This window comes from Kribbella sp. NPDC051620, assembly GCF_044453825.1.
In the GTDB taxonomy this organism is placed as follows: Bacteria; Actinomycetota; Actinomycetes; order Propionibacteriales; family Kribbellaceae; genus Kribbella.
Genome location: NZ_JBITDB010000001.1, coordinates 975466 through 988546, shown reverse-complemented (window position 1 = coordinate 988546; position 13081 = coordinate 975466). Strand labels below are relative to the sequence as shown.

11 protein-coding genes are annotated in these 13081 nt (G+C 68.7%); 4 read left to right on the top strand and 7 right to left on the bottom strand.

Annotated elements, in window-relative coordinates; all coding sequences use genetic code 11:
* The first annotated feature begins 19 nt into the window (after positions 1–19).
* Complete coding sequence (locus tag ACIA12_RS04270; protein ID WP_396365359.1) at positions 20–697, top strand: response regulator transcription factor; 678 nt, start codon at positions 20–22, stop codon at positions 695–697.
* Positions 697–1419, top strand: coding sequence for a phosphatase PAP2 family protein (locus ACIA12_RS04265; RefSeq protein ID WP_396365358.1), 723 nt, complete (start codon positions 697–699; stop codon positions 1417–1419). The genes ACIA12_RS04270 and ACIA12_RS04265 overlap by 1 nt, the downstream gene beginning before the upstream one ends.
* On the opposite strand, the gene ACIA12_RS04260 is transcribed toward ACIA12_RS04265, so the two are convergent.
* The gene (locus tag ACIA12_RS04260) at positions 1369–2193 is read right to left on the bottom strand and encodes a sensor histidine kinase (protein WP_396366026.1); all 825 of its coding nucleotides are present in this window, start codon (positions 2191–2193) and stop codon (positions 1369–1371) included. The genes ACIA12_RS04265 and ACIA12_RS04260 overlap by 51 nt on opposite strands.
* Before the next feature lie 637 nt (positions 2194–2830).
* Between ACIA12_RS04260 and ACIA12_RS04255 the strand changes: the two genes are divergently transcribed.
* Positions 2831–4015 carry an MFS transporter gene (locus tag ACIA12_RS04255; RefSeq protein WP_396365357.1) on the top strand — a complete coding sequence of 395 codons (1185 nt, stop codon included), beginning with the start codon at positions 2831–2833 and terminating at the stop codon, positions 4013–4015.
* A gap of 76 nt (positions 4016–4091) precedes the next feature.
* Here the strand turns inward: ACIA12_RS04255 and ACIA12_RS04250 are convergent, their stop codons facing one another.
* The 5 genes from ACIA12_RS04250 to ACIA12_RS04230 all read right to left on the bottom strand — a co-directional run bounded on the left by ACIA12_RS04250 (position 4092) and on the right by ACIA12_RS04230 (position 10808).
* Positions 4092–6770 carry a bifunctional YncE family protein/alkaline phosphatase family protein gene (locus tag ACIA12_RS04250; protein ID WP_396365356.1) on the bottom strand — a complete coding sequence of 893 codons (2679 nt, stop codon included), beginning with the start codon at positions 6768–6770 and terminating at the stop codon, positions 4092–4094.
* Positions 6771–6860: 90 nt separating this feature from the next.
* The gene (locus tag ACIA12_RS04245; protein ID WP_396365355.1) at positions 6861–8216 is read right to left on the bottom strand and encodes an ABC transporter permease; all 1356 of its coding nucleotides are present in this window, start codon (positions 8214–8216) and stop codon (positions 6861–6863) included.
* Positions 8216–9166, bottom strand: coding sequence for an ABC transporter ATP-binding protein (locus tag ACIA12_RS04240; RefSeq protein ID WP_396365354.1), 951 nt, complete (start codon positions 9164–9166; stop codon positions 8216–8218). Before ACIA12_RS04240 ends, ACIA12_RS04245 begins: the two co-directional genes overlap by 1 nt.
* 121 nt (positions 9167–9287) lie before the next feature.
* Positions 9288–10106: an NADPH-dependent oxidoreductase gene (locus tag ACIA12_RS04235; protein WP_396365353.1), complete on the bottom strand. Its 819-nt coding sequence runs from the start codon at positions 10104–10106 to the stop codon at positions 9288–9290.
* A gap of 36 nt (positions 10107–10142) precedes the next feature.
* Positions 10143–10808: a DJ-1/PfpI family protein gene (locus ACIA12_RS04230; protein WP_396365352.1), complete on the bottom strand. Its 666-nt coding sequence runs from the start codon at positions 10806–10808 to the stop codon at positions 10143–10145.
* Between the two features lie 62 nt (positions 10809–10870).
* Between ACIA12_RS04230 and ACIA12_RS04225 the strand changes: the two genes are divergently transcribed.
* The gene (locus tag ACIA12_RS04225) at positions 10871–12208 is read left to right on the top strand and encodes a PLP-dependent aminotransferase family protein (protein ID WP_396365351.1); all 1338 of its coding nucleotides are present in this window, start codon (positions 10871–10873) and stop codon (positions 12206–12208) included.
* On the opposite strand, the gene ACIA12_RS04220 is transcribed toward ACIA12_RS04225, so the two are convergent.
* Positions 12205–13029: a M55 family metallopeptidase gene (locus ACIA12_RS04220; protein WP_396365350.1), complete on the bottom strand. Its 825-nt coding sequence runs from the start codon at positions 13027–13029 to the stop codon at positions 12205–12207. The genes ACIA12_RS04225 and ACIA12_RS04220 overlap by 4 nt on opposite strands.
* Positions 13030–13081 lie beyond the last annotated feature (52 nt).

Here is a 13081-nt window from a genome sequence, read left to right as displayed (position 1 = left end):
CTGGGGACAGACTGGGGACATGCGGGTGTTGATGGTCGAGGACGAGGAGCGGCTGGCCGAGACGGTTCGGCGGGGGCTCAGTGACGCCGGGTTCGTGGTCGAGGTGGTGCACAACGGCGAGGACGGGTTGTGGGCCGCGACCGAGCACAGCTACGACGTGATCGTGCTCGACATCATGCTGCCCCGGGTGAACGGCTACCAGGTGCTCGAACAGCTCCGCGAGCGCGGGGTCTGGACGCCGGTGCTGATGCTGACCGCGAAGGACGGCGAGTACGACCAGACCGACGCGTTCGACCTCGGCGCCGACGACTACCTGACCAAGCCGTTCAGCTTCCTGGTACTGGTCGCCCGGCTGCGGGCCCTCATCAGGCGGGGCGGCCCTGAACGCCCCGTCGTGCTGCTGGCCGGCGACCTCACGCTCGACCCGGCCCGGCGCCGGGTCGAGCGCGCCGGGCGCGAAGTCACGCTGACGCCACGGGAGTACGGCCTGCTCGAGTTCCTGATCCGGCACCGCGGCGACACCGTCAGCAAGGTGGAGATCCTGGAGAGCGTCTGGGACCCCGCCTTCGACGGCGACCCGAACGTCGTCGAGGTCTACATCCGCTACCTGCGCCTCAAACTGGACACCCCCTTCGGCCGGAAAGCGATCCAGACGGTCCGCGGGATGGGCTACCGCCTCGACCCGGATGGTGGCTGATGGCAACGATCATGGAGGACACCAAGCCCGCCACCCGCCGGTACGCCGTACCGGTGGCGAGCGCCGCGATCGCGGTGGCCGGCACGATTGGCGTGATCGCCCTGGCCGACGCGGCGACCGAGTCGGACGGCCTGGCCGCTCTCGATCCCGAGTTCACCGCCGACCTCGTGTCCGACCGGACACCGGCCCTGACAGTGCTGGCGCGAGCCCTCACCTTCGTCGGCGACGTGCCGGTTCTCGTGACGCTGATGCTCATCGCGGCCTTTCTCCTGTGGAGATGGACTCGCGGACTCCGGGCGCCTGCCTTGCTGCTGTTCGCCATGGCCGGATCGGCCGCCCTCACGGCCGGGCTGAAGGCACTCGTCGAACGCAAGCGGCCCGGCGTCACCTTCGTCCTCGGCCCGGTCGACACAAGCTTCGGCTTTCCATCCGGTCATACCTTGAACTCGACGGTCTTCTTCGGCACGCTGGCCGCGCTGCTGTGGGTCGGCCTGCGCTCATACGGCGCCAGAACCGCGCTGGTCGTCGCAGCCGTCGCGATGAGCATTGGTATCGGGCTGAGCCGCGTCTACCTCGGCTATCACTGGGCCACGGACGTGCTTGCCGGTTGGACAGTGGCCGTCACCTGGCTCGCGGTGGTCTCGCTGGTGGCGTACTTCAGCCGGCCCCACTCAGCCTGCAATGGGAAGCCTGACGACGAATCGGGCGCCGCCGAGCGGTGAGTCGGTGACCTCGACCGTACCGCCGTGTGCCCGCACGACCTCCCGGACGATCGCCAGCCCGAGTCCCGAGCCACCACTGCCACGAGTCCGGCTCGCGTCCAGCCGGACGAAGCGCTCGAAAACCCGCGACCGCTCCCCCGCCGGGATGCCGTCGCCGTCGTCCTCCACAGTCACCGTCGCGGTACCGGCCTCTTCGGCCAGGGTGAATCGCACCTTGCCGTGAGCCGCCTGGACAGCGTTGTCGGCGAGATTGCGCAGTACCTGACTGAGCTTGGCCGCGTCGCCGGTGACTCGCACGGGCGGTACGACGCCTTCCACCGAAACGCCGTTGGCGGTTCGCAACCGGCGCACCTCGATGCCCACCAAATCGTCCAGATCGACATCGGCCCGCTGGATCCGCAAACCGGTGTCATCGGCCTTCGCGAGCAACAGCAGGTCCTCGACAAGCCGCCGCATCCGCTCGGTCTCCGCCTGCATCACCCGATGCAACTCAGGCGCGGACTCACCGGACTCGTCGGCGACGATCACGTCCAGCGCCGCCATCAGGCTGGCGATCGGCGACCGCAGCTCGTGACTGGCGTCCGCGACGAACCGCCGCTGGGTCTCCTGCCCCGACTGCAACCGATCGAGCATCTCGTTCATCGTCACCGCCAGCCGGGCGATCTCATCCTCAGCCGCCGGTACCGGCACCCGGTCAGCAAGCTGCCCGACCCCGATCCCGTGCACCCGCGCCCTGATCCGCTCGACCGGACCCAGTGCTCTCCCGACCAGCATCCAGGTCGCGACGCCCACCAGCACGAGCAGCAACGGGAAGCCGACCAGCAGGTACCTCGTCACCGTGGCGAGCGTGTCGCGCTGGGCCTCCACCGACGACGCCACCACGACCGTGTACCGGCCACCGTGAAACTCAGTGCCACGGGCAACGATCAGGTACGGGCTGTCGTCGTCCAGCAGCGGCATCTCACCGACCTCGTCCTGGACGGACTGACCCACCGCCGGCCGAGACTCCGTCAACGGCTCCCCGGCCCCCTTCGGCGACGAACTCGCAACCACCTTGTTCCGCGCGTCCACCACCTGAATCAACTGCGTCACCCTGGTGTTCTCCACCAGCTCCCTGGCCAGCCCGGCCTCCCCCTCCTCAGCGACCTGGCTCGCGACATCGAAGGCCCGCGACTGCGCCTGGTCGACCACACTCGTGATCAACGTCCGCTGCAGCAACAACAGCAGCACCGCCGCCCCGATCGCCAACGCGGCAGCCACCACGAGCAACGCGGCCGCCGTCGAACGCCCCCGCACCCCCGCCCGACGAACGAGCCCCGACACCTTCACGTGCGCAGCCTAACCAGCTTCCCCTCTCAGCGGATGCTGATAACCCGAGGCGGCCGACGGAAGGCTCTATCATCTGTGGGCGATGACTTCGACTTCAGCGGGCGTGCGGGATCGGCGGATGTGGCCGTTGTATGCGGCGGGGTTCACCACCGCGTTCGGTGCGCATTCGGTGGCGGCCAATCTGGGAGGGTTCTCCGACGATGCGGTGAAATCCCTGCTGACACTGGGGATCCTGCTCGCTCTGTACGACGGTGCCGAGGTGTTGCTGAAGCCGGTGTTCGGCACGATCGCGGACCGGATCGGCGCCCGGCCGGTACTGCTGGCGGGCTTGGTCGGCTTCGCGATTGCCTCAGGGCTGTATGCGGTCGCGGACAGCCCGCGGTGGCTGTGGGTGGCGCGGCTCGGGCAGGGGGCCGCCGCGTCGGCGTTCTCGCCGGCCGCCTCGGCTCTGGTCGCAAGGCTCAATCCAGCGGCCAAGCACGGCCGGGCTTTCGGCAGCTACGGCTTCTACAAGAGCATCGGCTACACCCTCGGGCCGCTGCTCGGCGGAGCGTTGGTGTGGCTCGGTGGCTTCCAGTTGCTGTTCGCGGTGATGACCGTTCTCGCGGTGGCCGTGGCCGGCTGGGCGCTGTTCGCCGTACCGGCGGTACAGCCGCTGCCACGGACCCGGCAGACAGTGATCGACCTGGCCCGGAGGATCGCCGATCCGGTGTTCTTGCGTCCGACCGCTGCGCTGGCCGGCGCGACCGCCGCGTTGTCGGTCGGTGTCGGGTTCCTTCCGGTGACCGGCGCGGCAGATGGTCTGGGCACGATCGCCACCGGAGCCGCAGTTTCGGTACTGGCCGCGACGGCAGCAGTGGTCCAGCCTCGCGCCGGTCGTGCGCTGGACGGCGGACGCTTGAGTGCTCGAACCGGTATCACCCTCGGCCTGCTCATCACGGCTGCCGGCCTGGCCTGTGCCATCTTGCCTGGCGTTGCCGCTCTGCTCGGCGCAGCGCTGTTGATCGGTGCCGGCACCGGTCTGATCACGCCGCTCGGATTCGCCGCCCTGGCAGCCTCGACCGAGCAGGCCCGCCTCGGTCAGACCATGGGCACCGCGGAACTCGGCCGCGAACTCGGCGACGCAGGCGGCCCCCTCCTCGTCGCGGCCGTCGCCACCGCGGCAACCCTCGGCTACGGCTACGCCACGCTCGCAATCATCCTCGGCGGCGTACCCGTCATCGGCCTCGTCATCGCACGAATCCGCCGGCAGCCTTTGGTGCCCTAGGCAACGCCCGGTACGACAGAAGGCCCCTGTCCGGCGGAGATGCCGGGCAGGGGCCTTCCTAGGTGATCGGCTCAGCTCAGCCGTCGTTCTCCGTGGCTGGGATTGCGGCTCCGGGGACGTTCTCCGGGGCGTAGAGCTGGTCTTCGCCGGGGTACGGCTTGGACCATTCGTGCGCTTGGTACCAGTCGAAGTGGTTCAACTGGGCCGGGTTGGCGAAGTCGGCCCGAGCATCCGGACCGGTCAGCCGCTGCTGCGACTTCCAGGTGTCCCACTTGGCCGCCAGCTCCTGCTTGTCCGCAGGAACCGTCGCCTTGGGCGCCGGGGCCGCTGCCGGGTTCTGCGCCGCGGGAACGTCCGCGCCGCAGGAGGGCAGGTTGGCGGTGCTGAGGCCCGCGGTCAACGAGGTGCGGTTGGGCACAGCGGAGTACGGGGTGAAGTCGGGCGTCGTGGTGAACGCCGTCGTCATCGGGCTCGCCGCGCTGTCCTTCTGGTTCATCGGGTGGATGCCGAGGATCTGCTCGATCGTCCGGATCATCGTGATCTGCGTGTAGTACCGGTTGTCCACCACACCGCGCTGGGCGTACGGGCTGATGATCTGGATCGGCGCCCGGTGGCCGTCGACGTGGTCCATACCGGCCTGGGAGTCGTCCTCGACCACGAAGATGGCCGAGTCCTTCCAGTACTTGCTGTGCGAGATCGTGTCGACCATCTTGCCGACCGCGAGGTCGTTGTCGGCGACCTGAGCGGCACCGTTCGGCGGACCGCCGGTGTGGTCGCTCGACAGCCAGAACATGTTCAGGTTGGCGGGACCGTTCTTCTCGAAGTCCTGCTTCCAGATCTCGTTGCGGTAGATGTCCGGCACCGAGGTGTCGAACTTCGGGAAGCCGGGCACCGACACGTCGCTGAGCGACGGGATCGGCGACGACGAGTTCAGCGGGTACGCCGTCTTCGCGCCGGTCGACGCCATGTTCTTCGTGTCGCAGTACAGGTTCTGCCAGGAGGCCCCGGCCGGCTTGGTGAGGAACTGCTGGAACTCACCGAAGTTGCGGACGGTCTTGCCGGCCGCCTGCGCGCCGGTCCAGATGAACCCGGTCCGCTGGTGGCCGAGCGCGTCGTCCTCGGTGTCGTAGCTGCGCAGGTACTCACCGGCCGAGGACTCGGTGTACTCCGGGTTGTCGGCCTGCATCAGCCAGTTGTGTCCCTCGGCCGAGTTCGTGCCGATGTCATAGGTGTTGTCGTACAGCCCGAACTGCTTGGCCAGCGCATGCTGGTTCGGCGTCACGTTCTCGCCGTACTGCGCGAGTGCGGGATCGCCGTTGCCCTCGGGGATGTCGCCGTAGACCTGGTCGTACGTCCGGTTCTCCTTGACGATCAGGAACACGTGCTTGATCGTCGACGGTTCGCCGAGCCGGTTCGGGACCGGTACCGGCTTCTTGTTGCCCTCGCCGGTGCGGACCGAGCTCTTCGTCCAGGCGTTCTGCTCGAAGACCTGGTCGGTGCTGTTGCGGATCTCGCGATCGCCGGGCAGCTTGAACCGCTGCAGGCTCGAGGTCGTGTCGTGCGTACCGTGGCCGGCAGCCGTCGTCGGGCGGCGGGCGTCGATACCACGCGTGTTCGAGACCAGTACGTCGTCGCCGACGGTGGTGATCTCCGCGGGGAAGTAGTCCGTCGGAAGCAGGCCGATGTAGCTGACCGGCTCCTGCGCGGACGTGTACTTGTAGACGGCGACCGCGTTGGCGCGGCCCAGTGTCACCAGCAGGTGACCGTCGTTGGTCAGCGTCACCGCGTCGGGCTCGTAGCCCACCGATGCCTCGGGCCACGGCTGCGTGGCAATGGTCTGCACGACCTTGTCCTTGGCCGTGTCGATGACCGAGACGTCATTGGTCGCGGTGTTGGTGACGAAGAGTGCGCCGTCCTTGGCGTACAGCGCGGTCGGGTGCAAACCCACGTCGATGCTCGCTGGGGGCGCGCCCGGCGCGTTGAGATTGATGACGCTGACCGTGCCGCTGAGAGTGGCAGCAGTCACCTGCGACGCCAGTACCTGGGTGCCGTACGAGTTGATCGTCGGTTCACCAGGTCCGGCCGGGCGGCCGCCCTCGTTGCTGACGTAGAGCTTGTCGCCGACCTTGACCATGTCCCGCGGCGCGTTGCCGACGGCCCAGCTCTGCTTGATGGCTCCGGTGGCGGCGTCGATGGCGACGACGCGGTTCTGGCCGTTGACCGCGGAGTACACGGTCGAACCGTCGGCCGAGAACACCGGCTCCGCCGCCAGCGCGTGCTTCGCGCCGTCCGCCGGAATCGTCACGAACGTCGGGTTGGCGAGGCTGCCGTCCGGGTTCACCGTGAACTTGCGGTACCCGTCGGTCTGACCCAGCCAGAGCTGGGAACCGTCCGGCGAGTACGTCGGGCCTTCCTGGCCGATGTCGTTGCCGGGGATGCGCAGGTTGGCCGCGGCGTTGTTGCCGATCAGCTGCTGCACCTTCCACGTCGACAGGTCGACGATGGCCAGCGCCATCCCGCCGTCGGTGATCGAGGCCGCGACGTGCTTGCCGTCGGGGCTGACCACGGACGACATGATCTTGCCGTTGTTGATGACGAGACGATCGCCGATCGGGTTGATGTACTGGTCGCTGGAGACGACCTGACCCTTCTCGGTGACCTGGCCTACCTGGTCCGTTCCGAACATGTCCGTCTTCGCTACGGCGACGCCGGTACCGGCGGCCACGACGGCGACCGCGGTGGTACCCGCTGTCACCCGTGAGATCCGTCGGCCGACTTGCCGAGCTGCGAGGCCGGGGCCTCGCTGCTCGCGCCTTCGGCGGGTTACTTGCATCGAGCTTCCTTTCTAGAGGAGTTCGACATTGGCGTCGAACTGCCAGAGTGGGTTCGGCTGGTCGCCGGCGGGCGTCTGCACCAGGAAGTAGCCGTTGACTTCCTTCGGTCCGTCGCCGTCAGCGACGTAGCGCCCGTTCGGGGTGAGGTCGAGCTGGTAGATGGCCGAGCCGGGCGCCTCGATGCCCGGCAGGTGCCAGGTCACCACGCAGCGCCAGTCGTTGCCCGGTCCTTCGGCGTCGAGCTGGCCGCCGCCCTTGGTGCAGGCCGCCGTCGTGTTCAGCTGCTCCTCGGTGACGTCCGCGCGGTTCAGCTGCTTGGCCTGGATGCGGTACAGGTGCGCGAACGCGGTGGCGACCGACCGCTGCACCTTGTCCTGGGTGATGCCCGAGCCGGTCGCGCCCGTCGCCGGCGCGATTGCGCCGGTGGTGACGCCGAGCAGTACGACCAGGGGCAGCGCTCCGAGCCAGATACTGCGGCGTGCCGAGCCGTCATCGGTGAGGTTGGTGAAGTCGCGGCGCAGGAACAGCAAGTAGGCCAGGGCTGTCGCGACCACGGCCCAGACCAGGCTGACGATGATGCCGATCAGCAGTGGGCCAACCTGGGTCGGACTGGTGAACAGACCGTTCCAGGCGATGAACGCGTACCCGGGCAAGGCGAGCCGGAAGGCGACCGGGATCGGCAGCATCTGGGCGAGCTGCATCACCAGAGCCACGATCGCCGGTACCAGCAGGCCCATCGGCGAGCGGCCGAGTGCGATCGAGCCGAGCAGGCCGATAGCGGCGAGCGCCAGGGTCGGGGCGAGCACGCAGACCCAGGCGAGCAGGACCTTGCCAGCCGCGTCCGAGGTCGACAGCAGGTGACCGTCGAGACCGATCAGCGGTTGGTTGCCCACCGCAACGAGTCCGCCGACGGAGCTGCCGACCACGAGCCCGGCCACCAGGATCAGGATGACGGTGAGGCTGGCGAGCGCCTTGCTGACGAAGATCCGGCGGGGCGACCGGACGGCGACGAGCAGATGCCGCCAGGTGCCGAGCCGGTCCTCGGAGGCGAACACGTCGCCGGCGATCATCGACGTGAGCAGGGGCAGGGCCCAGGTACCGGCGAAACCGAGCGTGACGAGCGGGCCGGCCCACGCCGTCGCGTGCATCCAGCGGCCGAACAGGGTGTCGACCGGGAGGGAGCCTTGCTGGCTCAACGCGGCGACGAAGACCGCGGGGGCGATCCAGCACGCGATCACCAGCAGGCGCACGCGCCACTGCGAGACGAGCTTGACCAGCTCGAAGCGGTAGCCCCTCGCGACAGAGACCCGGCCCGCGGTCGGTGCTGCCGTTGGCTCTGCGGCGACGTCGGTGACGGTCGCGGTCATCAGTTCTCCTGCTGTTCGTTGGCGGCCTGGTCGGTCAGGGCGAGGAAGGCTGCTTCGAGGGGTGACACGACCGGGGCGAGCTCGCGGATCGCGATGCCTGCCTGGACGAGCCGCGCGACCAACCCGTCGAGAGCCGGTACCTCCGCCCGCACCACGAACCAGTCCTGCGGCACTCCCCCGGCCGCATCGGCGGTGTGGATGCCGGCCGTCTCGCCCGCCAGCCGGCGCGCGGCTCCGGGGTCGGAGGTGAGCAGCCGGTACTCGAGCTCGCCGTTCTCGGCGGCCAGTTTGCTCAGCGGCCCGGAGAAGACGACGCGGCCGGTCGACAAGATGGTGACCTCGGAGCACAGTGATTCGAGATCGTCCATCCGATGGCTCGACATGACGACCGCGGTCCCCTCGGAGGCGAGCCGGGTCAGTACGCCGTGCACGTGCCGCTTGCCCGCCGGGTCGAGACCGTTGGAGGGCTCGTCGAGCACCAGCAACCGCGGCTTCATGAGCAGCGCGGCCGCGAGTCCGAGTCGTTGCCGCATGCCGAGCGAGAAGCCGCGGACCCGGTCGTCGGCGACATCGGTCAGCCCGACGTCGGCGAGTACTTCGTCGATCCCGACCGTCCGGGCATCACGACCCTGGAGGGCGGCCAGTGCGGCAAGGTTCTTGCGGGCGGTCAGCGAGGGGTACAGGCCGGGGCCGTCGACGAATCCGGTGACGCCGGCCGGTGCGGCGAGCGCCCGGCCTACCGGCGTACCGAGGATCTGGAGGCTTCCCTTGTCGGCGACGGCCAGTCCCAGCAGCAAGCCGAGCAGCGTCGTCTTGCCGGCGCCGTTCGGCCCGACCAGGCCGTGGATCTGGCCCTGCTCGACCTCCAGCTCGATGCCGTCGAGAGCGACGACCTCACCGAAGTACTTCTCGATTCCCCGGGCGCGGACAGCAGGGAACGTCTTCTTCATCAAGTGCACTCCGTGGCGGCGGAACAATGTGGCGGCTTACCTGACCACGTTGTCACCAAGTTCCGGCGACGTCACTACCCCCGGAGGTGAACAGTTGTTGACCGCAGCGTGGAGCGCCCGGTCAGCGCAGTTCGAAGCCCTGGGTCCGGAGGGCGGTACGGAGGTGTTCGCGGCCGTTGAGGCCGGCCACGCTGCCGAAGCGGTGGGCCACTCGCTTCACCCAACTGCTCGGGAGTCCGGCGGTGGCGTAGAAGGCGTTGAGGAGTTCTTCGTACGCCTCGACGTGAGCGAGCTGCGGCTCCAGCGCGTACTGCTCGTGATGCAGGACCGCCTGTTGCGGGAGCCGCGGCTTGACGGCCGCCTCGTTTCCTTGGTCCGGATGCCCGACCGTGAGACCGAAGACCGGGAAGACGTTCGGCGGCAGCCCCAGCTCCTCGGCGACCTCGAGCGGGCGGTTGCGGATCGCGCCGACGAAGACCGTGCCCAGCCCCAGCGACTCCGCCGCCAGCGACGCGTTCTGCGCCGCCAGAGCGACGTCGATGAACGACAGCAACGCCGCCTCGACGAAGTCGGCGTCCTCCGCGGTAGCCGAGCCGATCTCGGTCGTCACCTGGCGCGCCCGAGCCAGATCCGCCAGCCAGACGAGCAGCAACGGCGCATCCACGATGAACTGCTGATCCCCGGCCAACCGCGCGAGCCGCGCCCGCCGCTCGTCATCCCGAACCGCGACCACACTCCACAACTGCAGATTCCCCGACGCGGGCGCCGACTGCGCCGCCGCGATCAGCGCCGCCAACGTCTCGTCGCCCACCGCGTCCGGCCGGTACCCCCGCACCGACCGATGCGCCAACTGCTGCTCGAGCACCGCACTCCACTCCCCCGGCACCTCGAACCCAGCCCCATAACGCAACCGATACGACTCACCCGCAACTGTGCTCACCCATCGATTCTCACCGCTGTCCACCACCCCACTGCACTATGTCCGCCATCCGGCCAGGGCGGTCGGGCCGGCTTCTGGCCGGGCGGGCTCGATGTAGCGCGCCACGTTCGTCAGGGCTCGGGTGACGTACTCGTCTTTTTCGCCGACGGGGGCGACGTAGTGCATGGCCTCTTTGGCGGCGTCGAGGCTGTGCAGGCGGGCGATTGTCCAGGTGGCGAGGTACGTCGAGGCGAGGCAGCCGCCGGCGGTGGCTAGGTTGCCGCGGGCGAAGAAGGGTTGGTTGAGGACCTTGACGCCGGCGGCGATCACCCACGGTTTGGTGGTGAGGTCGGTGCAGGCTGGTATGTCGGTCAGGTGGCCGAGCTTCGCCAGGACGAGGGTGCCGGAGCACTGGGCTGCCAGGAGCTGGCGGGCCGGGTCGAGGCGGCTGAGGGTGGTCATGATGGCGGGGTTCTCGACGACCTCGCGGGTCTTGCTGCCGCTGCCGACGATGACGGCGTCGGCGGTACAGGCTTCGTCGAGGTCGATCATGGCGTCGATGGTGACGCCGTTCATCGAGCGCAGCCGCGGCGCCGGTCCGGCGATCGACACCCGCCAGCCGGCCTCGCCGACCCCGTTGAGTCTGACCCGGTTGAGGATCCCCAGAGCTATCAGGGAGTCGAGTTCGTTGTAACCGTCGAAGGTCAGGATCGCGATGTGCATGGAGCGACTGTAGGGACGTCGATCCATGACGATCCAGAAATTGTCCTGCATACAATGCGGTGGTGAGAGTCCCGAAGTACAAGGGCGTCGTCGACGTGCTGGCGACGCAGATCCGCGACGGCAGGTGGCCCGCTGGGCATCGGCTGCCCACTCACCGCCGCCTGGCCGCGGACGAGGGCATCGCGGTGGTGACGGCTTCTCGCGTGTACGCCGAGCTGGAGGCGATGGGCCTGGTCAGCTCCGAACAGGGCCGGGGCACGTTCGTCCGGGATCTCGCGGCCGCGACCGGCGACGATGTCGATCAACGCGAGGTCGCCGTCGACGCCATCGACCTGAGCTTCAACTACCCCGCCATCCCCGGACAGGCCGACCTGCTGCGTCAAGCCTTGAGAGACCTCGCCAGTGCCGGCGATCTCGAAGCGCTACTGCGCTATCAGCCCCATCGCGGGCGGGTACAGGATCGAGCTGCGGTTGCCCATCATCTGCGGCGCCGGGGACTCGACATCGGCCGCGAACGAGTCCTGATCGTCAACGGCGCTCAGCACGGTCTGACGGTCGCGGCGATGGCGTTGTTGCAGCCGGGCGATGTGGTCGCGGTCGATGCGCTGACCTATCCCGGGTTCGTTGTGCTCGCCCGCACGTTGGGGCTGGAGCTGGCGCCCTTGCCGCTGACCGAGATCGGGCCCGACCTCGACGCACTCGACCAGTTGTGCCGGCGACGCCGGGTCCGGGCCGTCTACGCGATGCCGACCATGCACAACCCGCTCGGCTGGGTGCTCGACGACGCCCAGCGCGCTCAACTGGTCTCGATCACCTCCCGGTATGAGGTCACGATCATCGAAGACGCCTCCTACGCCTACCTCGCCGACGACGCACCACCGCCGCTGGCGACGCTCGCGCCCGACCGCACGATCTACGTCTCGGGGTTGTCGAAGAGCATCGCGCCCGGCCTGCGGATCGGCTTCCTCGTCGCCCCCGCGGCGCTCGTACCGGCGCTCGAACGCGCGATCCGGGCAACCACGTGGCACACCCCCGCCATCACGGCAGCGATCGCCACGCGCTGGCTGACCGACGGTACCGTCGAGCGCCTCGAGACGCAGAAACGCGACGACGCCCGCCTGCGCCAATCGATCGCGGCCGACGTACTGGCCGGGTTGCCGCTGGTACGTCACCCGTCCTCGTACTTCGTCTGGCTCCCACTCCCCCAAGACGCCCGCCCCGACCGGATCGCCGCGGCGCTCGCCGACCAAGGCATCGCGGTCTCCACCGCCGAGCCGTTCGCGACGACTCCGACGGTGCCGCACGCTCTCCGGCTGGCGCTCGGCTCGGTCGGCCTGCCCGAGCTGCGAGCGGCGCTTCCCGTAGTACGCGCCGAGATCGACCAGGATCCGTACCGTTAGTCGGCGATCCCCCGGGTCATCAGCACCAGCGCGATGAAGCTCCGGTACAGCTCGAGCGGATCATCGTTGCGCAAAGCAACAACCTGCTCGGCCTGCCGCTCGACGTTCCGCAACGCGCACACCAGCTCCGCGAACGCCTGGTGATGGAACCGGACGATCAACTCGGCCGGCCGCGTGATACTCGGCAGACTGAAGCCGGCCAGCCGATCCAGGGCACGTTGCGCACCGTCGCGGATCAACTCACGCGCCAGCTCCGGGTGCACGGACAGCGCCGCGTTGCGCGAGACCGACTCCTTGACGACCACTGCCTCGATCCCCGGACAGAACGCCCGCGCCTCGTCGATCGTCACCTGGTCACCCGAGATGAGCACCACCGGAACACCGTGCGCCAGCGCCACCAACGCGTTGATGCCGGCCTCGCCGGTGACCGCGCCGTTCAGCCGCACCTCGGCGATCGCCCGCGGGTTGTACGTGTGATGCAGCACGGACTCCGTGGCACCCGCCGACCCGTGGTAAGAGACGAAGAACGCCGCGTCGAAGGACTCATCGAGCCCCTGCATCATGTACAGCGGCTTGTGCCGCCCGGACAGATAACTCGCCCGGCCACGCAACTCGTCCGGCCGAAGATTCTGCATCGTCGAGTGCGAGTCATTCACCAGGAACTCCGTCGCCCCGGCAGCCATCGCCCCGTCGATCGCCGCATTCACCTCCGCCTGCAGCTGCCCCCGGTAGTACTCGTACTCCGGCCCCGGCCCCCGGCACTGGCTCCAGTCGACGACCCCCGCGGTCCCCTCCATGTCAGTCGACAGAAAGACCTTCACAGCAGCCGCCTCCTCATGGTTCGCGTCTGCTCATTCTGCCCGCCGGCATCGC

Bases quoted from the DNA above. Each gene is read 5' to 3' on its own strand.
- ACIA12_RS04270 (WP_396365359.1), top strand. From the start codon at position 20: ATGCGGGTGTTGATGGTCGAGGACGAGGAGCGGCTGGCCGAGACGGTT.
- ACIA12_RS04265 (WP_396365358.1), top strand. From the start codon at position 697: ATGGCAACGATCATGGAGGACACCAAGCCCGCCACCCGCCGGTACGCC.
- ACIA12_RS04260 (WP_396366026.1), bottom strand. From the start codon at position 2,193: ATGCTGGTCGGGAGAGCACTGGGTCCGGTCGAGCGGATCAGGGCGCGG.
- ACIA12_RS04255 (WP_396365357.1), top strand. From the start codon at position 2,831: ATGACTTCGACTTCAGCGGGCGTGCGGGATCGGCGGATGTGGCCGTTG.
- ACIA12_RS04245 (WP_396365355.1), bottom strand. From the start codon at position 8,216: ATGACCGCGACCGTCACCGACGTCGCCGCAGAGCCAACGGCAGCACCG.
- ACIA12_RS04240 (WP_396365354.1), bottom strand. From the start codon at position 9,166: ATGAAGAAGACGTTCCCTGCTGTCCGCGCCCGGGGAATCGAGAAGTAC.
- ACIA12_RS04230 (WP_396365352.1), bottom strand. From the start codon at position 10,808: ATGCACATCGCGATCCTGACCTTCGACGGTTACAACGAACTCGACTCC.